Source organism: Cyanobium sp. ATX 6F1, assembly GCF_024346315.1.
Classification (GTDB): Bacteria; Cyanobacteriota; Cyanobacteriia; order PCC-6307; family Cyanobiaceae; genus ATX-6F1.
The window spans coordinates 41,599-59,737 of the sequence record NZ_JAGQCS010000007.1; the positions used below are offsets into that span (position 1 = coordinate 41,599).

The following is an 18,139-nucleotide window of genomic DNA, read 5'->3' on the forward strand; positions in this document are numbered from 1 at the left end:
CGCGGACGGCGGAGCGAACCCCCCTGCCATGGTCAGGCCCCGGCGTCCAGCCGTTGCTCGAGCAGGGCGAGGCGCTCACCGATGCGCCCCAGGGCCTCCTGAAGCTCGTGGGTATCAGGGGAGCCCGGTGGGGCCTCAGACCGCACATCCCGCACCGTGACCTTCATCACAGGATTGCCGAGGCCGGGCTGCAGACGATCGAGGCTTTCGCGGACGCGGCTGGCGGCGGAATCCCCCTCCTGCCTGAGCTGGAGGAGGGGATCCGCGGAGGTGGTGAAGGCCTCGATCACATCGCGGGGACCGCCCTTGCGCGCCCGCTCCACGACCGCCATCCCCACGGGCAGCACCTCCTGCATCAGCGAGAGCCGCAGGGCATCGAAGGGATCACTGGCCATGACGCCGGGATGGAGCAGAACCCACAGTCTGCCGCCGAACGGATTCAGGGCGCGCGCTGGATCCCCGGCTGCAGAATCACCTGACGGCAGAACTCCTGCGAACCGACCCACCAGCCCCCGAAACTGGCGATCACCAGCAAGGCCGTGAACGGCAGCAACGCCTGGCGGGTGGTCTCCAGGGCAGCCCATTCCCCCCAGCCCCGCAGCAACCGCTCCCGGTCGAAACGGCGCCGCTCCTGGTTCTGGTGCTGCTGACGCCGCCGCAACGACTTCTGCACCCAGCGCTCGAAGGCCTTCTTCTTGGTGACGGCCATCTTGCGCTCCACCTCCAGCAGATGGCCGGCGCTGAGCTCAGGGTGGAAGGTGCTGATCAGTTCCAGCGACTTCAGGAACATCTCCACGGCGCCGTCCTTGATCTGGCGCTCGGACTCCTCGAGGTCGTCCCAGTGGAGCTCGGGATAAAAGCGCAACCGGTTGGCCTCGATCTGCTCCTCCCCCAGCTGGCCGGGCTCCCTGAGCCAGCGGTCGGTGTTGGCGTCGAAGCGGCGCCAGTAAAGGAAGGGGTTGAGGTAGATGGTCTTGCCGGCCAGCTGGATGCTGTCCTGCTGGAGTCGGCGCTGCAGCTGGACATCCAGCTGAGGGGCGGCAGTCACAGGTCCATGGCCGGGCGCCGATCGTATCGAAGGCCGGCCGAGCCCACCAGCCCCGCCCCCATCAACCGGGGCTCATTCCCACTCGATCGTGCCGGGGGGCTTGCTGGTGATGTCGAGCACCACCCGGTTCACACCTTTGACTTCATTGACAATGCGGTTGGAGATCGTTTCCAGGAGGTCGTAGGGGAGGCGCGACCAGTCGGCGGTCATGCCATCTTCCGAGGAGACGCAGCGCAGCACGATCGGGAAGGCGTAGGTGCGCTTGTCCCCCATCACCCCGACGGTGCGCACGGGCAGCAGCACGGCGAAGGCCTGCCAGATCTCGTTGTACAGACCCGCTTCCTTCACCTCCTCCCGCACGATCAGGTCGGCATCCCGCAGGATGTTGAGTTTCTCGGCGCTCACCTCACCGAGGATGCGGATCGCCAGCCCCGGGCCCGGGAAGGGATGGCGCCCCACGATTTCCTGGGGAAGCCCGAGGCTGCGGCCCACCTTGCGCACCTCGTCCTTGAACAGGCGCCTCAGGGGCTCCACCAGCTTGAACTGCAGGTCCTTGGGCAGACCACCCACGTTGTGGTGGCTCTTGATCTTCACCGCCACCCGTTCGCCGGTCCTGGGATCAACGTTGGTGCCCGCGGACTCGATCACATCGGGATAGAGGGTGCCCTGGGCCAGGTAATCGAAGGGCCCCAGGCGCTTGCTCTCCTCCTCGAACACGCGGATGAACTCCGCGCCGATGATCTTGCGCTTCTCCTCGGGGTCAGTGATGCCGGCGAGCCTGCCGATGAAGCGCTCACGGGCGTTGATGTATTCCACGTTGATGTGGAAACGTTTGTCGAAAAACTCCACCAGGAATTCGGGCTCGCCTTTGCGCATGAACCCCTGGTCGATGAACATGCACGTGAGCTGATCTCCGATCGCCTGGTGCAGCAGGAAGGCCAGGGTGGATGAATCCACGCCGCCCGAGAGCGCCAGCAGCACCCGCTTTTCACCCACCTGGGCGCGCACGGAGGCCATGGCCTCATCGATGAAGGCGGCGGTGGTCCAGTCGGGTTCGCAACCGCAGATGTGATAGACGAAATTGCGAATCAGGGCCATGCCGTGGGTGGAATGGACCACCTCCGGGTGGAACTGCACTCCGTAGAGCCGGCGGGCGTGGTCGGCGACCGCCGCCTCGGGCGTGTTCTCCGTGTGGGCCAGGCGGCTGAAGCCCTCGGGCAGGCGCTGCACGGAATCACCGTGACTCATCCACATGGTCGAGCCGCTCTCGACGTTGGTCAGCAGATCGGTGGGGTCATCCACGTTCAGGGGCGCCTTGCCGTACTCACCACGGCCGGCCGCCTCCACCGCCCCCCCCAGCTGCTGCACCATCAGCTGCATGCCGTAGCAGACCCCCAGCACTGGAAGGCCCAGCTCCCAGATCGCCGGATCACACACCGGCGCGCCCTCGGCATAGACCGAGCTCGGTCCACCACTGAGGATGATTCCCCTGGGCGCCATGGCCCTCAGTTCTTCGGCCGTGGTGCTGTAGCCCATCACCAGGGAATACACCTCCGTTTCCCGCACCCGGCGGGCGATCAGCTCCGAATACTGGGAACCGAAATCGAGGATGACGATGGCTGGGTGGCGCTGACCCTCCAGCGGCGCGTCGGGAGGCTGGGACTGGGTCATACGGCCGATCACGGGGCCACCGTGCGGTGGCCACTTGGGTGGCGTCACCCTAGGGCGCCTGGCCTGGGGAACCCACGGCCGTGAAGGCCTCCCAGAGCTGAGCTCCCCAGGGGCCCCGGGCGCTGATCCGACGCTGGCGATCGAACAGCACGGCTCCGATCACCAGATCCGCTGCGCCGTAGCGGGCCACATAGGCGGCGCTGCGCTGCTCAATCGCTTCAGCGATCCGCTGGCGCAGGCGAGCTGCCAGCCCTGGATCAGTGGCGGCCAGGGCCTCCAGGGCCGCCTCCACCGTGGGCGCGCCGTGGAGCTCCCGCAGCGCCTCCCCCTGCAGGCCCTCCAGGGCCGCCAGGCTCGTGAGCACCTCGGCGCGGCCGTCGGCCAGGTGATGGTGGGTGTGAAAAATGCCGCCAGCCAGTTTGATCAGCTTGCCGTGATAGCCGAACAGCAGCAGCCGCCGTACGCCGCCCTGGGCCGCCGCCACCAGCAGCGGGCCGACCCAGTTACCCCCTTTGAGCAGCAAGGAGGGCGGCAGGCCCAGGCGGGGTGCCAGATCGAGACCGTTCTCGCCGATCACCAGCACCAGATCGCCCGAAAAGTCGCCCTGGTGCGTGCGGGACTCCAACTCCAGGAGGCACTTTTCGAGCTGCTCGGGATCGGCGCTGCGCTGCACCTCCGCCTGGGTGCCGATCAGGGCCAGGCCTTCCACCACCCCGAAGGCGGCGTTGCTGGTGCGCTCCGCCAGGGCCCGGCCATTGGGGAAGACCAGTCGCAGGTTGAGGCCACGGCCCGGCAGCACGAGATATCGCAGGTTGGTCTCCAGGAGGCTTCGTGCATAGGCGGAGAGGCACAGCTCCCGGTTGTGGGCATGGACCCCCAACCCCTCGCCGGCCTCCAGCTGCAGCCAGTCGGCGCCTGGATCGCGCCAGCTGGCCAGCACCCAGATCACCAGGTCGCGGGTCAGGTCGAGGCCGACGCCGGGATCACAGCGGGCCACCGCCAGGGCCCCGGCGGGACCCAGGCAGGCGGCGGCCACCACCGGCACCATCCGCACCCCGGCGGGCTCCAGCAGCTCCAGGGGCTGGCCTGGCTCAAAGGGCTCACGGAGCAGGGCGACGGTGGCGGCCCGAGCTGCGGCCGCCACCCAGACCGGCAAGGTCCACCCGCCGGGAGAGCTCATGACGGCCTCTTTTTTAAGATCGGTAATTGCGCCGCCGCGCGCCCGCGCCAGCCCCCCCCATGCAGGACAAGCTCACCCTGATGATCCCCGGCCCGACGCCGGTGCCGGAAACCGTCCTGCTGGCCATGGGCCGCCATCCGATCGGCCACCGCAGCGCCGACTTCCAGGCGATCGTCAAACGCACCACGGCGCAGCTCAAGTGGCTCCATCAGACCAGCACCGAGGTGCTCGTGCTGGCCGGCAGCGGCACCGCCGCCATGGAGGCCGGGATCATCAACGTGCTGAGCAAAGGCGATCGGGTGCTCTGCGGGGACAACGGCAAGTTCGGCGAGCGCTGGGTGAAGCTGGCCAAGGCCTACGGGCTGGATGTTCAGGTGATCAAGGCCGAGTGGGGTCAGCCCCTGGATCCTGAGGCCTTCCGAGCCGCCCTCGAGGCCGACACCGACAAGCGCATCCGGGCGGTGATCCTGACCCACTCGGAAACCTCCACGGGGGTGATCAACGACCTGGAAACCATTGCCCGTCACGTGAGGGCCCACGGCCAGGCCCTCAGCATCGCCGATTGCGTCACCAGCCTGGGGGCCACCAACGTGCCCGTCGATGCCTGGGGCCTGGATGTGGTGGGCTCTGGCTCCCAGAAGGGCTACATGATGCCGCCCGGCCTGGCCTTCGTGGCCATGGGGCCCCGGGCCTGGGAGGCCCACGAACGCTCGGATCTGCCGAAGTTCTACCTGGATCTGGGCAAATACAGGAAATCGGCCGCCGCCGACAGCAATCCGTTCACCCCGGCCGTGAACCTCTACTTCGCCCTGCAGGCCTCCCTCGAGATCATGCAAGCCGAAGGCCTTGAAGCCATTTTCGCCCGTCATGAACGGCATCGCCGGGCCACCACCGCGGCCATGAAGGCGATCGGCCTGCCCCTCTATGCCGCCGCAGGCCACGGAAGCCCGGCGATCACCGCCGTGGCCCCCGAGGGACTCGATGCCGAGCTGCTGCGCAAAAAGGTGAAGGAGCGCTACGACATCCTGCTGGCCGGCGGCCAGGACCACCTCAAGGGCAAGGTGTTTCGCATCGGCCACCTGGGCTTCGTCTGCGACCGCGACGTGCTCACCGCCGTGGCTGCCATTGAAGCCAGCCTGCAGGAACTGGGGGCCTCGGTGCATCCTGTCGGCGCAGGCGTGGCGGCGGCGGCGGCCGAGTTCGCCCGCTGAGCCGAGGAGGCGAGCCAGGGCTCCCTTGAGGAATGGCGCCCGGGCCGCCTGGCGGTGGCGCCCTGCGGTGCAGGGTCCTTTGCTAGTGTTTGGTCATGCGGGTGTAATTCAGTGGTAGAATGTCAGCTTCCCAAGCTGAACGTCGCCGGTTCGAGTCCGGTCACCCGCTTGTCATTTTCGAGCCTGACTTCAGGAGAATCAGGTCATTCAAGCTGATTCAGGTCTAATCAGGCTTCCACCAAAGAGTTCACCAGCCAGTGGTGCGCTCCGCCGATTGAATTGACCATGGCCGTGAAGGCCAGAATTCAAGCCCTTGGCTTGATCAAGAGCAACACCTGGGGCCCCAGACTTCCGGCCCGGCGCTCACAATCCAGCGACAGCAGAATGTGGCGGGCCGATTCAGCCAGATCACCCCGATCAGCGGCAGCTTCGGCCATCACTGAAAGTTCTGAGGCCTGTGCCAACAATTCAGATCGCTTGTCTTCGGATCCCCCTTGGATCCGTTGTTGCGGTTGCCTGGATTGCACTTGAAACGTGCTGGCCACTGAGGTGCCCTGGTGATATTCGATTGTACTGCGCAGTGGAAAGTTCGCCAGGGATCAGAGCGACGTTTGGGTGTGATCCCTGGTTGCGCTGATCAAGTGCCTGGTTCTTCGCGGTTGCCCCCAAGGGCGGCAATCTGGGCGCGAAGTTGATCGGAACGGTTGTGATCACCCCGGGTAATGGCAACGGCCAGGGCAAATTCAAGTTTTTCGAGCTGATGGCCGCCTTCAAGGGAGCTCACCGGCTGATGGCAGGCCGGAGTGCCGCTGGAGCTGGTTGAAGCGAAGGTCCTGTTACCGCTGTGAAGCCCGTTGGAGCTGCCCATGGTTCGCTTTCTTCCCATTCTGACACCCCACGCCAGGGATCAGGCGGCGTAGGCGTGGGAGCCATGGTCTGGGCCGTGATCTGGGCCCTGGTGCTCGATTTCCCGGGGCTCGATGGCCTTGTCAGGAGCCGGGGCGGGTGCCTCCGAGTCCTCCAGCAGCGTGCGGCAGTCGATGAGCAAGCGCTCCACGCTGTCGAGGGTCGCCAGCTCTGCGGCCTCGGGCTGGGCCCGTTGGTCGGCCTGCAACTCCAACCCCGCCAGCCGCTGCTCCAGCCGTACGAGGCGGTGCGAGAGCGCGCTGACGGTGTGGGCGAGATCCTCAGCCGTGCGCGTGATCCGGAAGGAAACCGATTCGGTGGTCATCGAGCGCCAACTGCTGGGCCGATGACAACACAGAAACACGTTGATCTCAAGACGTCCCCCAGACTTACGGCGCCCCGATGCCGCGCCGAAGGGCCATGAGCACCCCATTGAATCTGCTTGTCTATGTATTGGCCGGGCTGGGCGGCGGCCTGCTGGCGCTGCGCACGGGCATCCCGGCCGCTCCCCTGGCGGGGGCACTGCTGGGGGCTGGGCTGGTGAGCATGACGGGCCGCCTTGAGGTGGCCGTCTGGCCCGTAGGCTCCCGCACCCTGCTGGAAATCGGCATCGGCACGGTGATCGGCACCGGCCTCACCGCCACGGCGCTGACGGAACTGCGTCAACTCTGGAAACCGGCGATCTTGATCACCGTGGCCCTGGTGGCCACAGGCCTGGTGGTGGGCCTGTGGTGCAGCAGGCTCCTGGGCCTCGATCCGATCGTTTCCTTGCTCGGGGCCGCCCCTGGTGGCATCAGCGGCATGAGCCTGGTGGGGGCAGAGTTCGGCGTCGGCGCGGCGGTGGCCGCCCTGCATGCGGTGCGGCTGATCACCGTCCTGCTGGTGCTGCCTGTGATCGTGCGGTTCGTGGTCTCATTCACAGCTGGTCACGCCTCAAGCTGAAGCGGCAGATGCGCCCCCTGGACAGCTCCAGGAGGCTCGATACGTTGGGCCGTAGTCCACTCCCGCCCTTCCAGGCCCATGGCGAGCCGTCCCCACTTCTGCCTCCGACGCGCGCTCACGGCCAGGGCCGCCGCCGGTGTCCTGGGGCTGCTCAGCCTGCAGGCAGGCCTGACACCGGCACTGGCTGGCAGCGTCGGCGACACCGCCGGCAGCAAAGGTGCCCAGGTGTACTGCTTCATGCGCGGCGCCAACAACACCCACGAGGTGAGCTGGGTGGCGGCCTATGCGCTGATCAAGCGCCAGAGCGCCAGCATGTTCAAAACCTCCCCGGAACACGCTGCCGTGATGATCACCGAGGCGGTGGTTCAGAACCCTGGCAACTACCCGGATTGCGGCCGCTACCTGGGTTCCCTCTACGAAAAATCCGCAACTCCCGCAACCACCAGCTCCAGCGGCGAGGCAGCCGGTCCCACTCCGATCAGCAGCATCGGCACCCGCCCCCCGACGAACAGCGGTGCCCCCCGGCCGAACCGCTACAACTACTGAACCAGCCGCTCACCAGCGGCTCAGCAACTCCCGCGCCATTGCCGGCATGCTCCGGCGCTCCAGCAGTTGGCTGATGCGTTCGGCCTTGGTGGCGATCAGCCCGTCGACGAACTGATCGGCCACCCCCAATTGCAGCCAATGGCAGGTGAGGCCGCCCTCCATGCCAAGGCGATGGCAGCGGTCCTCCGCCTGTTCCGTGTCCCCGGGGGTCCAGGGGCGTTCGATCAGCACCACGTGGCCGGCCCGGTGCAGGGTGTAGCCCAGGCCGCCAGCCCCGAAGGTGGCGATCAAGAGCGGGTGAGCGCCCGCCTGAAAAGCCTCCACCTGCCGCTGGCGCTCGTCCGGCGGTTGACGACCTGTGAGCAGGGCCCCGCCCAACTGACGCTGCAGCAAATCGGCCGTGGCCACGAAGGCGGTGAACACCACCACTGATTCGCCCTTCTCCAGCAATCCGGCCACCAGCGCGGCGGCGGCGGGCAGCTTGTACTCGGAACCGATCTGGCGCAGGGCCGTGAGCACCGCCAGGGCCTCCGCATCCCGTCGCACCTCGCCTCGGGCGGCCCGCAGCCGGTAATCGTCCACCTTGAGTTGCAGGCGGTGCTGAAAGCCGCGGCCCTGGATCTCCTCCAGCGCCACCGGGAGGAAGCGGCGACACTTGGGCGGCAGATCAAGGCAACTCTGCTTGGAACGGTGCAACACCAGGGGGCGGCTCAGGCGCTGGAGCTCCTGGAGCTGACTGGCTCCGAGGGCATGCCAACGCTGAAGGCCATCGATCTCCCGCCAGTGACCCGCGCAGTAGCTCTCCTCGAACGCCCGTTGATCCAGCCCCAGGGGGTGACCGATGGCCGCCAGCAAAGGGAACAGTTGGGCCGGCCGGCCGTTCTTCATCGGCGTACCGCTGAGCAGCCAGATCGCCCGCAGGCGCGGGTGACGGGCCAGGCGCAGAAATCGCTGGGTGCGCTGGGAATTGAGGTTCTGGGCGTAGTGGGCCTCATCGGCGATCAACACCGTGCCCGCCGGTGGCAGGGCCTGCGGCAAGCGCGACCAGCTGTGCAGTTCGATCTCCAAGGGGAGCCCGGCGGCCTCCTGACGCCAGAGCCCATGGAGCCCCACAGGCGCGATCACCAGCACGCGACAAGCGGTGACGCGCGCCAGGGCTCGGGCGGCCATCAGGGCCGTCAGGGTCTTACCCAGACCCATGGCATCGGCCAACACCGCGCCCCGCCGGGCCAGGAGCCAACGCACGGCGCTGCGCTGGTGGCTCAACAGGGAGCGTCCATCCGCCAGGGGCGCTCGCAGCTGGGCTTCGGCCACCAGCTCCCGAAGGGGAGGGAGGGGTGGCAAGGGCTGCTCGAGCCAAGCGAACCAGCGGGCCAGTTCGGGATCGAGAGCAAAGCGATCACCGAACCGGTCCTGAAGCAGACGAGCCGCCTGAAGGGGAAACTCCCAACATCCCCGGCGCGGCCGCCAGTGGCCCCGGGGCCGAATCGCCCGCAACTGAGCCTGGGTGACGGCATCGAAGGGCAGCACCACCTCAATCAAACCGGACGGTCCCAACCGCATCAGACAACGCTGGTGGGTAGGCGTGCCCGTGGTCACGCCGGTGCTCGGGGAGCTGGTGGAAGCGCTCAGCGGATCCCTGCCAACTGAGCTGACTGTAAATCTAAATCCCCCAGGCCAGAAAACAACAAGCGTCCAGCAAACCGGAAAAATGCAGTCTTCGACACATTGACAAGCCAGTGGTCAAGGCCACACTTGCCCCAACCGAGGCATGCCGATGCACGCGAGGGATGGGGTTTTCCTTGAGGATCTCTGCCCCAAGTTTCGTGTTCGACGTTGGCGACAATCCCTTCATAAGTTCACTGATCAAAGTTGTATCTATTGCGGCTGCACTTCTGAATCCATCGACCATGTGCTGCCCCGCAGCCGCGGCGGATTGAGTGTCACCGAAAACTGCGTGCCCGCCTGCCTGGCGTGCAACGGCCATAAGAGCGACGCCGATGCCTTCGAGTGGTACCGCCAGCAGCGCTTCTATGACCCCCGTCGGGCCATGGCCATCCGGGCCTGGATGGACGGTGATCTGCGCCTCGCCCTGAGGCTGCTGCAATGGGTCAGACCCGAAGCAACGCCTACTGGGCCACGGGAGCTGCAACGCAAGCACGGTCCCATGGTTCAGGCCGCTGACAGTTCCGGCTGGAGCCTCCAGGCTGCCTGAATCACCAGACGCGGCAGGCGGCTGCACCGTTGTGGCGCTGGCAGATCGAGGCCTGCTCACCGGGCTGCTCAGGAGCCACGAGAGCGGCCACCAGCATCAGCACCAGGGCCAGACCAAGGGCCGTGGTGCCGGTCCCAGCAGCGAAGGCCTGCGGCTGGCGACCGCGATGACGCCGGACCACCGGCCGGGCGGCCGGCATAGCCACGGGAATGCGCACGTGTGCAGTAGAGAAGCAGGAGGCGGTCATGACCACAGATCATTACTGATACATCTGTACTCATGTCGACTGAACCTGTCAACCCCCTTCCCTCGCCGGTCGCTCTCACCCAGGCCCCTGAAGGTCTCAGGGGCGGCAAGTTGCTGGTGCTGGGCGGTGGTTACACCGGTGAGCGCTTCGCCCGGGCCGTGGCCGCCCTCGGGGTGCCCGTCGTGTTGACCCGCCGGCAACCCCCACGACCCGCGCCCCCCGTTCAGCCCTTGATCAGCTGGGATGTCTTCGACGGGGAGAAAGGCCTGCTGCCCTCGGACGAGGCCTGGGCCGGCACCACCCACGTGCTCGTCACGATTCCCCCCGCCACCGATGGACGCGATCCTGTGCTCACCTGGCTGGCCGCTCACCTGGCCCGCTTGCCCCTGCGCTGGCTGGGCTACCTCTCCACCACCGGCGTCTACGGCGACACCCAGGGGGCCTGGGTGAACGAAGATGCCCCCACTCCTGCTGGGCTCGGGCGCAGCCAGGCGCGGCTGAACTGCGAAGCCGCCTGGCGCTCCAGCGGACTACCGGTGCAGGTGTTCCGGCTGCCGGCCATCTACGGTCCCCAGCGTTCAGCCTTCCGCTCCCTCGCCCTTGGACAGGGGCGTTTGATCCATAAGCGGGGCCAGGTGTTCTGCCGCATCCATGTGGATGACATCGTCGGGGCGCTGCTGCATTGCTTAAGCCTGGAGGCGCCGCACCGCCCGCCGGTGCTGAATCTCAGCGACGATGAGCCCTGCCCCACCAGCGAGACCCTGGGCTACGCCGCCCACCTGCTGGGCTGCCCCCTGCCGGAGGTCCAGAGCTTTGAGGAGATCGCTGCGACGATGGGCCCCATGGCCCAGAGCTTCTGGCTGGAGAATCGTCGGGTGTGCAACCGCAGGCTCTGCCAGGAGCTGGGCTATGTGTTGCGGTATCGCACCTATCGCGAAGGCTTTCGCTCGATTCTGCTGGCGGAGCGTCAGGAAGGATCTGAGGCTTCAAACCCCTAGCAGAAAAACATCGCTACTCGGCTTTGACCAGGTCGCGGAAGCTCTTGTAATTGCTTGGTTGGGGTGTAAGGGGGTCGGTGGTCTCGTTGGTTTTATAGATATCTGTGTTCCAGGACTTCGCATTGGGCAGCTTGATATCACGGGCCATGCGGTCCCAGTTGGCCACCACCCACTCTTTATCCAAGGCGACACCGGCCCCCACCAGCACCAGTCCCAAAAGGAGCCAACGAAACATGAACCGTCTGCCCAACCGATCAGAGAGTAACGCGATTCGACTGGCGATTTCCGTAGGCGATCCTGCAGGCATCGGGTCCGAAGTGACCCTCAAAGCCCTGCACCGGCTCCGTCATCTCGAGCTTCATCCCGTGCTGGTGGGCTGCCGTCGCCAGCTGGAGCAGAGCTACCAGGGGTTGCGGGCCCTCAGCACCGAGCCGCTGATCGACCCCGCAGAGCTCGACATCATCGATCTTCCCTTGCCGCAAACAGTTCCAGCCGGTGAGGGAACGGCGATCAGTGGGCAGGCCAGTTTCCGCTGGCTGACCGCCGCCGCCGAACGGGTGCTGAACGGAGATTGCCAGGCCCTGGTCACCGCCCCGATCGCCAAACATGCCTGGCATGCCGCCGGCCATCACTACCCCGGCCAGACCGAACGGTTGGCGGAACTCTGCGCTGTGAGCGAAGCCTCGATGCTGTTCACGGCCCGCTCTCCCCATGGCTCCTGGCGGCTGAACACCCTGCTGGCCACCACCCACCTACCGCTGGCCCAGGTTCCCGACGCCCTGGACGCCCGAAGGGTGGAAATGAAACTTGATGTACTGCGCCAGTTCAGTCTTCGCTTCAACCCCACACCACAACTGGTGGTGGCGGGCTTGAACCCCCATGCGGGCGAAGCCGGCGTCCTCGGGGAGGAAGAGGTCACCTGGCTGGTACCCCTGCTCGAGCGCTGGCGCGGCCAGCACCCGGAGGTGGATCTGGTCGGTCCCCTGCCGCCGGACACCTGCTGGCTGAGCGCCGCCGAGGCCTGGCGCCGGGGCGGCGGCGGACCGGACGGATACCTGGCCCTCTACCACGATCAAGGGCTGATTCCGGTGAAACTCCTGGCCTTCGACGCGGCGGTGAACACCAGCCTCGGGCTGCCGTTCCTGCGCACCTCCCCCGACCACGGCACGGGCTTTTCGATCGCCGGCCAGGGGATCGCCCGACCCGACAGCATGCAGGCGGCCCTGGAAACGGCCCTGGAACTCAGCCCGGCTTGACCCGCATCAGCACCTGGCCGAATTCCACCGGGGTGCCGTTGTCCAAGAGGATCTCGACCACCTCACCGCTGAACTCGGTTTCAAGCTCGTTCATGAGCTTCATCGCCTCAAGGATGCAGACGGTCTGACCGACGCTGATGCGCTGGCCGATCTCGACGAAATTGGGCTCACCGGGGGCCGAAGCCCGGTAGAACGTCCCCACCATCGGGGCCGTGATCGCCACCAGATCCCCACGGACGGCCGCCGCCGCGGGAGGAGCCGCCGATGGCACCGCGGTCGCCCCAGGCGGCGTCACCGCCGCCACGGGAGCGGCCGGGGCCAGCGGAGCGGCCGGCAGCAGCGACACCGCCTGGGCTGCGGGCAGGTTGCGCCGCACCTCAAGACGGAAGTCGTCGCCCTCGAGCTTGAGTTCCTGGATATCGCTGGCCCCCAGCAGGGCCAGCAGCTTCTGAAGCTGGTCGTAATCAAGCTGCATGGCGGCGCCTCAGGACTCCCGTCCCAGATAACTGTCAGTGCGGGTATCGATCTTGATCTTTTCGCCGATCGTGATGAACAGCGGCACCATCACCTGGGCACCGGTTTCGACGATCGCCGGCTTGGTGCCGCCTGTGGCGGTGTCGCCCTTGACACCGGGATCAGTCTGGGTGATCTCAAGCACCACCGAATTGGGCAGCTCCACCTCCAGGGGCTTGCCATTCCAGGAGACGACACTCACCGCCATGCCTTCTTTGAGGTATTTGCGGCCATCACCAATCTGTTTGGCCGTGAGCCGGGTCTCCTCGTAGGAGGCCATGTCCATGAAGACGTAGTCCTCGCCCTCCATGTAGGTGTGCTGGAGGGTGGCCTTCTCGAGCAGGGCCTGGGGCATGGTCTCCCCGGCCCGAAAGGTCTTCTCGACCACGTTGCCGCTCTGGACCCCCTTGAGCTTGGTGCGCACGAAGGCAGAGCCCTTGCCGGGCTTCACATGCAGGAACTCCACCACCCGCCAGACCTGGCCATCCAGCTCAATCGTTGTACCGGTACGAAAGTCGTTGCTGGAGATCATTCCGGCGGAACGGGTTCTGGCGGATTGTACGGCTGTGCCAAAGTCCAGTCAGAGGCTGGATTGGCCATGACAGGCACAGATCGAAGGATCGACGCAAGGCAAGGCGGGCAGGCCCTCGCCTGGCTGTTGGCCCTGGTGCTGGGCGGCCTGGTGAACCTCTCGGGCGCGGTCCCGGTCCTGGCGGCCCTGCCCCCCGGCAACGCCATCACCGACCCCGCGGCGCTGCTGCGGGATGCCCTGCCGGTGGACCAGCCCCAACTGCAGGATCTGCAGCACCGGCTGGAGAACTCCAGCGATGATCTGCGGGCCAAGCGCTGGAGCGCCCTGGCCAACACGGTGCGGCGCACACAGTCGCTGTTCAGCGGCCAAAGGGGGGCGATCCTGGCCAGCTTCCCGGAGGCCGACCGGGCCGCCACTGGGGCCCTGCTCGATCAACTCGATGGGCAGTTGCAGGCCCTGGCCGCCACCACCGAAACCCAGAACCGCGACGACTTCCTGGCCGCTCGCCGCCAGGCCCTGAGCACGATCGGCGCCGCAGAAGCGCTGCAGGTGGGGCCGTTCCCGTTCACGATCCCCGATCAATTCGCAGAACTGCCCCGCCTGCTGGGCCGAGCCACCGTGCGCCTGACCACCAACAAGGGTGATCTGACCGCTGTGGTGGACGGCTACAACGCCCCGCTCACCGCCGGAGCCTTCGTCGACCTGGTGCAACGAGGCTTCTACGACGGCCTGCCCTTCAACCGCGCCGAAGATTTCTACGTGCTCCAGACCGGCGCCCCCGCCGGCCCTGCCGACGGCTTCGTCGATCCGGTGAGCAAGCAGCAACGCCGGGTTCCCCTGGAGATCAAGGTGCCCGGCGAAAGCGAGCCCTTCTACAACCAGACCTTCGAGGAGCTGGGCCTGTTCAAAGCGTCCCCCAGCCTGCCCTTTGCCACCAAGGGCACCCTGGGCTGGGCCCACTCCGACGCCGACCTCGGCGACGGCTCCTCCCAGTTCTTCCTGTTCTTATTCGAACCGGAACTGACCCCGGCGGGCCTGAACCTGATCGACGGCCGTTATGCCGCCTTCGGCTACGTGGTGGACGGTTTCGATGTGCTTTCCGAACTCACCGCCGATGACGGCATCGTGAGCGCCAAGGTGCTGGAAGGGGCCGAGAACCTGCGGGCCCATGGCTGAACCGGCCACCCTGGCGGCGCTGGGGGAAGCCGAGCTGATCCGACGCCTGGAGGCTTACGCGCCCCCTGGCCAGTTCAACGATGACGGGGCCCTGCTAAAGGCACCGGGCGACCGTGTCCTGGTGGTCACCACCGATGTTCTGGTGGAGGGCGTTCACTTCAGCGACGCCACCATCGCGGCGGCTGACCTGGGCTGGCGGGCCGCCGCGGCCAACCTCTCTGATCTGGCGGCCATGGGCTGCCACTCTGTGCGGGGCCTCACCGTTGGACTGGTGGCCCCCGGCTCCACCGCCTGGAGCTGGGTGGAGGGGGTCTACGGCGGGCTGGGGGAGGTCCTGGCGCGCTACGGGGGCGATTTGCTGGGGGGGGACTGCAGCGCCGGGGAGCAGCGGATGCTGGCGATCACGGCCCTGGGGCAGCTGACGCCGGGGGAGGCAATCGGCCGCGGCGATGGCCGCCCGGGAGATCGGCTGGTCAGCACCGGCCCCCACGGCCTCAGCCGCCTGGGGCTCGCCCTGCTGCTGGGCGAAACGCCCAAAGAGTCCCTGGAGGGCGAGGGGGTTCAACGGGCCATCCGGGCCCATCGCCGCCCCCTCCCCCGCTTCGATGCCGTGGAAGCCCTGGAGCGCAGCCGACCGCCCCAGGAGCCCTGGCGGGTCGGCGGCACCGACAGCAGCGATGGCCTGGCCACGGCCGTGACCCTGCTGGCCCGCGGCAGCAGTTGCACCGCCCTGCTGGAGCGGGCCGCCCTACCGATCGATCCGACCCTGGCACCCCTTGCCCTGGCGGAGGCCTGGTGCCTCGGGGGCGGGGAGGACTTCGAGCTGGTGCTCGCCCTGTCCCCCGGCTGGTGCGAGGCCTTCTTGGACGCCCTGCCCGGCAGCGCGGCGATTGGCCGACTCGTCGAAGGCCCTGGGCAGGTGCTTTGGGCCGAAACGGGTGAGTCGCTCAGCCCGAATCTCGGCTACCGCCACTTCGAGGCCAACTGAACGGTTTCGACGCACTGAAGCGCTGCACAAAAAAAAGCCGCCCCATCCCAGGGGCGGCCAACATAAACGAAACGTCACTTCCAGTTCCTGGAGACCACTTCGGCCAGATCGACCACCCGCTGGCTGTAGCCCCACTCGTTGTCGTACCAGGCGATCACCTTCAGCATGTTGTCCCCCATCACCAGGGTGAGGTCGGAGTCGACGATCGCGGATTCGTCTGTGCCGGCGTGGTCGGAGGAGACCAGGGGCAGATCGGAGTACTTGATGATGCCCTTCATGGCACCCTCGGAAGCTCCCTTCAGCACGGCGTTCACTTCGTCCCGGTTGGTGGGGCGACCCACTTCCAGCACCATGTCCACCACCGACACATTGGGGGTGGGCACCCGCATGGCGATGCCGCTGAGCTTGCCCTTCATGGGCGGATAGACCAGGGCCACGGCCTGGGCGGCGCCCGTGCTGGTGGGCACGATGTTCACGGCGGCGGCCCGGGCCCGGCGCAGGTCGCGGTGGGAGGCGTCGAGAATGCGCTGGTCACCGGTGTAGCTGTGGGTGGTGGTCATCGTGCCCTTGACGATGCCGAAGGTCTGGTCGAGAACCTTGACCAGCGGTGCCATGCAGTTGGTGGTGCAGCTGGCATTGCTGAGGATGTCGAAATCCTCGTGCCGGTACTGATCGGCATTGACCCCCACCACGAAGGTGCCCACACCGGCACCCTTGCCGGGGGCGGTGAGAATCACTTTCCTGGCACCCGCCTGAATGTGCTTGCTGGCGCCCACGTCGTCGTTGAAGACGCCGGTGGCCTCGATCACCAGGTCCACGCCCCACTCCTTCCAGGGGAGGTTGAGCGGATTGCGGTCGGAGAAGCATTTGATCTCCCGGCCGTTGACGATGATCGCGCTATCGGAGTAGCTGACCTCGGCATCCCGGATGTGCCCGAGCATCGAGTCGTACTGGAGCAGGTGGGAGTTGGTGCGGGGATCGGACGTGTCGTTGAGACCAACCACCTCGATACCGGTGTTGACGCCACGGCTCAGCCAACAACGCATGAAGTTGCGACCAATTCGGCCGAATCCATTGATCGCAACACGCAAGGTCATGGCAGGGGGGGAAACCCGTTACTAAAACGGGTGATTCGGATGCGAATCATACAGAAATAGGGGTCCGCCTTCCCCGGTCACGGCACGAACCGACAGATCTCGCCTTGCGACAGGCGCTAGAGACAAGGGGACCATCCCGGCTTAACTTCGATCAGGTTTGGACGCTCCCTTGGGACCTGTGCTCGATCGTCAGCAACCTCTCCACTTCATCGGGGTTGGCGGAATCGGGATGTCGGCGCTGGCGGGGATCCTGGCCGATCGGGGCTTCAACGTCAGCGGCTCGGACCCCAAGGACAGCGCCGTGCTCCAGGACCTGCGCCAGCGGGGGGTTCGGGTGTTCCGTCAGCAGAACGGCGCCACCATTGATGCCATCCGCAGCGGCATCTCAAGGTCACCGCTGGTGGTGATCAGCACCGCCGTGCCGGAGGCAAACCCCGAACTGACCGCGGCCCGCTCCGCCGGCCTGGAGATCTGTCATCGCTCCGACGTGCTGGCGGCCCTGATCAACGGCCAGACCTCGATCGCCATCGCCGGCAGCCACGGCAAAACCACCACCAGCACCCTGGTGGCCACGCTCTTGTTGGCCACCAACCACGACCCCACGGCCGTGATCGGCGGCATCGTGCCCGCCTTCGGCAGCAATGGCCGCAACGGCGCCGGTCGGCTCCTGGTGGCGGAGGCCGATGAATCCGACGGCTCGCTGGTGAAATTCAGGCCCAGCCTCGGGGTGATCACCAACCTGGAGCTCGACCACACCGATCACTACCCCGACCTGGGGACCCTGATCGCCACCTTGAAGCGGTTCGCCAGCGGCTGCGAATCGGTGCTGGCCAACCACGACGATCCGATCCTGCGGAAGCACTTCGAGCCCCAGGCCTGGTGGTCGGTCAGCCGCAGCGAAGGGATGGATTTCGCCGCCCTTCCCCGGCGCCTCGATGGCGACCGCACCGAAGCCGAGTTCTTCGAACAAGGCCAGAGCCTGGGCCTGTTCGAGCTGCCCCTGCCGGGTCTCCACAACCTCAGCAACGCCACCGCCGCCCTGGCCGCCTGCCGGCTCCAGGGGGTGTCCTTCGCCGAACTGAAGCAGGCGATCCAGTCGCTGCAGCCCCCTGGCCGCCGATTCGACTTCCGCGGCAGCTGGCACGGGCGCCAGGTGGTCGACGACTACGCCCATCACCCCAGCGAGGTGGGGGCCACTCTGGCGATGGCGCGGTTGATGATCAGCAGCGGCCGCAGCCCCCTGCCGGTGCCCCCCCGCCGGCTGGTGGCGGTGTTCCAGCCCCATCGCTACAGCCGCACCGCCGAATTTCTCGAGGGCTTCGCCAAGGCGCTCTGCGAAGCCGACGCGGTGCTGCTGGCACCGCTCTATGCGGCCGGCGAGGCCCCCATCAAGGGCATCTCCAGCGAAGCGCTCGCCCAGTGCATGGCTCGGCTCAAGCCCGATCTGCCCGTATGGGTGAGCCAGGATCTCCTGCACCTGGCCGAACAGGTGGGTCGCCACAGCCGGGAAGGGGATCTGGTGCTGGCCATGGGTGCCGGTGACGTGAATGGTCTCTGGGACGGACTCCAGGCCCTGGAAAAACCCAACGCCGCCCCGGCCCTGGCGGCCTGAG

22 protein-coding genes and 1 tRNA gene are annotated in these 18,139 nt (G+C 66.8%); 10 read left to right on the top strand and 13 right to left on the bottom strand.

Annotation, left to right across the window (positions count from 1 at the left end; genetic code table 11):
* Window positions 1–32: 32 nt before the first annotated feature.
* From KBZ13_RS11295 to cbiD, 4 genes are all read right to left on the bottom strand, one after another.
* Window positions 33–395 (bottom strand): hypothetical protein, encoded by a 363-nt coding sequence (locus KBZ13_RS11295; protein WP_255009218.1) that lies wholly within the window; start codon window positions 393–395, stop codon window positions 33–35.
* A 44-nt stretch (window positions 396–439) separates the two neighbouring features.
* Window positions 440–1,048: a hypothetical protein gene (locus KBZ13_RS11300; protein WP_255009220.1), complete on the bottom strand. Its 609-nt coding sequence runs from the start codon at window positions 1,046–1,048 to the stop codon at window positions 440–442.
* Between the two features lie 72 nt (window positions 1,049–1,120).
* The gene (guaA, locus tag KBZ13_RS11305; RefSeq protein ID WP_255009399.1) at window positions 1,121–2,719 is read right to left on the bottom strand and encodes a glutamine-hydrolyzing GMP synthase; all 1,599 of its coding nucleotides are present in this window, start codon (window positions 2,717–2,719) and stop codon (window positions 1,121–1,123) included.
* Window positions 2,720–2,768: 49 nt separating this feature from the next.
* Window positions 2,769–3,899, bottom strand: coding sequence for a cobalt-precorrin-5B (C(1))-methyltransferase CbiD (cbiD, locus tag KBZ13_RS11310; protein ID WP_255009221.1), 1,131 nt, complete (start codon window positions 3,897–3,899; stop codon window positions 2,769–2,771).
* Window positions 3,900–3,958: 59 nt separating this feature from the next.
* Between cbiD and KBZ13_RS11315 the strand changes: the two genes are divergently transcribed.
* Both KBZ13_RS11315 and KBZ13_RS11320 read left to right on the top strand, forming a co-directional pair.
* On the top strand, window positions 3,959–5,110 hold the full coding sequence (locus KBZ13_RS11315; RefSeq protein WP_255009223.1) for a pyridoxal-phosphate-dependent aminotransferase family protein: 1,152 nt from the start codon (window positions 3,959–3,961) through the stop codon (window positions 5,108–5,110).
* A 97-nt stretch (window positions 5,111–5,207) separates the two neighbouring features.
* Window positions 5,208–5,279 (top strand) — tRNA-Gly (locus tag KBZ13_RS11320).
* A 136-nt stretch (window positions 5,280–5,415) separates the two neighbouring features.
* Here the strand turns inward: KBZ13_RS11320 and KBZ13_RS11325 are convergent.
* The 3 genes from KBZ13_RS11325 to KBZ13_RS11335 form a co-directional block, all read right to left on the bottom strand.
* Window positions 5,416–5,547, bottom strand: a complete 132-nt coding sequence (locus tag KBZ13_RS11325) for a hypothetical protein (protein WP_255009224.1) — start codon at window positions 5,545–5,547, stop codon at window positions 5,416–5,418.
* A 200-nt stretch (window positions 5,548–5,747) separates the two neighbouring features.
* A complete protein-coding gene (locus KBZ13_RS11330) occupies window positions 5,748–5,978 on the bottom strand; it encodes a hypothetical protein (protein WP_255009226.1) in 231 nt (76 codons plus the stop codon).
* A 39-nt stretch (window positions 5,979–6,017) separates the two neighbouring features.
* Window positions 6,018–6,341 carry a hypothetical protein gene (locus KBZ13_RS11335; RefSeq protein ID WP_255009227.1) on the bottom strand — a complete coding sequence of 108 codons (324 nt, stop codon included), beginning with the start codon at window positions 6,339–6,341 and terminating at the stop codon, window positions 6,018–6,020.
* A 95-nt stretch (window positions 6,342–6,436) separates the two neighbouring features.
* Here KBZ13_RS11335 and KBZ13_RS11340 point away from each other — a divergent pair, with 95 nt between their 5' ends.
* Entirely contained in the window at window positions 6,437–6,958 is a 522-nt protein-coding gene (locus KBZ13_RS11340) for an AbrB family transcriptional regulator (protein WP_255009229.1), read from the top strand.
* A gap of 78 nt (window positions 6,959–7,036) precedes the next feature.
* Window positions 7,037–7,504 carry a DUF6554 family protein gene (locus KBZ13_RS11345; protein ID WP_255009230.1) on the top strand — a complete coding sequence of 156 codons (468 nt, stop codon included), beginning with the start codon at window positions 7,037–7,039 and terminating at the stop codon, window positions 7,502–7,504.
* 9 nt (window positions 7,505–7,513) lie between these two features.
* On the opposite strand, the gene KBZ13_RS11350 is transcribed toward KBZ13_RS11345, so the two are convergent.
* Window positions 7,514–9,067, bottom strand: a complete 1,554-nt coding sequence (locus tag KBZ13_RS11350) for a DEAD/DEAH box helicase (protein ID WP_255009231.1) — start codon at window positions 9,065–9,067, stop codon at window positions 7,514–7,516.
* 214 nt (window positions 9,068–9,281) lie between these two features.
* Here KBZ13_RS11350 and KBZ13_RS11355 point away from each other — a divergent pair, with 214 nt between their 5' ends.
* Entirely contained in the window at window positions 9,282–9,719 is a 438-nt protein-coding gene (locus KBZ13_RS11355; RefSeq protein WP_255009232.1) for an HNH endonuclease, read from the top strand.
* A gap of 1 nt (window position 9,720) precedes the next feature.
* Here the strand turns inward: KBZ13_RS11355 and KBZ13_RS11360 are convergent, their stop codons facing one another.
* Window positions 9,721–9,966, bottom strand: a complete 246-nt coding sequence (locus KBZ13_RS11360) for a serine protease inhibitor (RefSeq protein WP_255009233.1) — start codon at window positions 9,964–9,966, stop codon at window positions 9,721–9,723.
* 32 nt (window positions 9,967–9,998) lie between these two features.
* On the opposite strand from KBZ13_RS11360, the gene KBZ13_RS11365 reads away from it, so the two are divergent.
* Window positions 9,999–10,964, top strand: a complete 966-nt coding sequence (locus KBZ13_RS11365) for an SDR family NAD(P)-dependent oxidoreductase (RefSeq protein WP_255009234.1) — start codon at window positions 9,999–10,001, stop codon at window positions 10,962–10,964.
* A 13-nt stretch (window positions 10,965–10,977) separates the two neighbouring features.
* Here the strand turns inward: KBZ13_RS11365 and KBZ13_RS11370 are convergent, their stop codons facing one another.
* Entirely contained in the window at window positions 10,978–11,199 is a 222-nt protein-coding gene (locus tag KBZ13_RS11370) for a hypothetical protein (RefSeq protein ID WP_255009235.1), read from the bottom strand.
* Between KBZ13_RS11370 and pdxA the strand changes: the two genes are divergently transcribed.
* Window positions 11,198–12,220, top strand: a complete 1,023-nt coding sequence (pdxA, locus tag KBZ13_RS11375; protein WP_255009236.1) for a 4-hydroxythreonine-4-phosphate dehydrogenase PdxA — start codon at window positions 11,198–11,200, stop codon at window positions 12,218–12,220. The two genes, KBZ13_RS11370 and pdxA, sit on opposite strands and share 2 nt — an antisense overlap.
* Here pdxA and accB read toward each other — a convergent pair.
* Together accB and efp are read right to left on the bottom strand one after the other, a co-directional pair.
* The gene (gene accB, locus KBZ13_RS11380; RefSeq protein WP_255009237.1) at window positions 12,207–12,695 is read right to left on the bottom strand and encodes an acetyl-CoA carboxylase biotin carboxyl carrier protein; all 489 of its coding nucleotides are present in this window, start codon (window positions 12,693–12,695) and stop codon (window positions 12,207–12,209) included. The two genes, pdxA and accB, sit on opposite strands and share 14 nt — an antisense overlap.
* A 9-nt stretch (window positions 12,696–12,704) precedes the next feature.
* Window positions 12,705–13,265: an elongation factor P gene (efp, locus tag KBZ13_RS11385; protein WP_255009238.1), complete on the bottom strand. Its 561-nt coding sequence runs from the start codon at window positions 13,263–13,265 to the stop codon at window positions 12,705–12,707.
* A gap of 66 nt (window positions 13,266–13,331) precedes the next feature.
* Between efp and KBZ13_RS11390 the strand changes: the two genes are divergently transcribed.
* On the top strand, window positions 13,332–14,441 hold the full coding sequence (locus KBZ13_RS11390) for a peptidylprolyl isomerase (RefSeq protein WP_255009241.1): 1,110 nt from the start codon (window positions 13,332–13,334) through the stop codon (window positions 14,439–14,441).
* Window positions 14,434–15,429 carry a thiamine-phosphate kinase gene (gene thiL, locus KBZ13_RS11395; RefSeq protein ID WP_255009243.1) on the top strand — a complete coding sequence of 332 codons (996 nt, stop codon included), beginning with the start codon at window positions 14,434–14,436 and terminating at the stop codon, window positions 15,427–15,429. The genes KBZ13_RS11390 and thiL overlap by 8 nt, the downstream gene beginning before the upstream one ends.
* 74 nt (window positions 15,430–15,503) lie before the next feature.
* Here the strand turns inward: thiL and gap are convergent, their stop codons facing one another.
* Window positions 15,504–16,526: a type I glyceraldehyde-3-phosphate dehydrogenase gene (gene gap / locus KBZ13_RS11400; RefSeq protein ID WP_255009244.1), complete on the bottom strand. Its 1,023-nt coding sequence runs from the start codon at window positions 16,524–16,526 to the stop codon at window positions 15,504–15,506.
* Window positions 16,527–16,695: 169 nt separating this feature from the next.
* Between gap and murC the strand changes: the two genes are divergently transcribed.
* Window positions 16,696–18,138: a UDP-N-acetylmuramate--L-alanine ligase gene (murC, locus tag KBZ13_RS11405; RefSeq protein ID WP_255009246.1), complete on the top strand. Its 1,443-nt coding sequence runs from the start codon at window positions 16,696–16,698 to the stop codon at window positions 18,136–18,138.
* Window position 18,139: the final 1 nt, after the last annotated feature.

Bases quoted from the DNA above. Each gene is read 5' to 3' on its own strand.
- KBZ13_RS11390 (WP_255009241.1), top strand. From the start codon at position 13,332: ATGACAGGCACAGATCGAAGGATCGACGCAAGGCAAGGCGGGCAGGCC.
- cbiD (WP_255009221.1), bottom strand. From the start codon at position 3,899: ATGAGCTCTCCCGGCGGGTGGACCTTGCCGGTCTGGGTGGCGGCCGCA.
- efp (WP_255009238.1), bottom strand. From the start codon at position 13,265: ATGATCTCCAGCAACGACTTTCGTACCGGTACAACGATTGAGCTGGAT.
- guaA (WP_255009399.1), bottom strand. From the start codon at position 2,719: ATGACCCAGTCCCAGCCTCCCGACGCGCCGCTGGAGGGTCAGCGCCAC.
- thiL (WP_255009243.1), top strand. From the start codon at position 14,434: ATGGCTGAACCGGCCACCCTGGCGGCGCTGGGGGAAGCCGAGCTGATC.
- KBZ13_RS11325 (WP_255009224.1), bottom strand. From the start codon at position 5,547: ATGGCCGAAGCTGCCGCTGATCGGGGTGATCTGGCTGAATCGGCCCGC.
- KBZ13_RS11345 (WP_255009230.1), top strand. From the start codon at position 7,037: ATGGCGAGCCGTCCCCACTTCTGCCTCCGACGCGCGCTCACGGCCAGG.
- gap (WP_255009244.1), bottom strand. From the start codon at position 16,526: ATGACCTTGCGTGTTGCGATCAATGGATTCGGCCGAATTGGTCGCAAC.
- KBZ13_RS11340 (WP_255009229.1), top strand. From the start codon at position 6,437: ATGAGCACCCCATTGAATCTGCTTGTCTATGTATTGGCCGGGCTGGGC.
- pdxA (WP_255009236.1), top strand. From the start codon at position 11,198: ATGAACCGTCTGCCCAACCGATCAGAGAGTAACGCGATTCGACTGGCG.
- KBZ13_RS11335 (WP_255009227.1), bottom strand. From the start codon at position 6,341: ATGACCACCGAATCGGTTTCCTTCCGGATCACGCGCACGGCTGAGGAT.
- KBZ13_RS11315 (WP_255009223.1), top strand. From the start codon at position 3,959: ATGCAGGACAAGCTCACCCTGATGATCCCCGGCCCGACGCCGGTGCCG.
- KBZ13_RS11360 (WP_255009233.1), bottom strand. From the start codon at position 9,966: ATGACCGCCTCCTGCTTCTCTACTGCACACGTGCGCATTCCCGTGGCT.
- accB (WP_255009237.1), bottom strand. From the start codon at position 12,695: ATGCAGCTTGATTACGACCAGCTTCAGAAGCTGCTGGCCCTGCTGGGG.
- KBZ13_RS11365 (WP_255009234.1), top strand. From the start codon at position 9,999: ATGTCGACTGAACCTGTCAACCCCCTTCCCTCGCCGGTCGCTCTCACC.
- KBZ13_RS11355 (WP_255009232.1), top strand. From the start codon at position 9,282: ATGCACGCGAGGGATGGGGTTTTCCTTGAGGATCTCTGCCCCAAGTTT.
- KBZ13_RS11295 (WP_255009218.1), bottom strand. From the start codon at position 395: ATGGCCAGTGATCCCTTCGATGCCCTGCGGCTCTCGCTGATGCAGGAG.
- KBZ13_RS11370 (WP_255009235.1), bottom strand. From the start codon at position 11,199: ATGTTTCGTTGGCTCCTTTTGGGACTGGTGCTGGTGGGGGCCGGTGTC.
- KBZ13_RS11330 (WP_255009226.1), bottom strand. From the start codon at position 5,978: ATGGGCAGCTCCAACGGGCTTCACAGCGGTAACAGGACCTTCGCTTCA.
- KBZ13_RS11350 (WP_255009231.1), bottom strand. From the start codon at position 9,067: ATGCGGTTGGGACCGTCCGGTTTGATTGAGGTGGTGCTGCCCTTCGAT.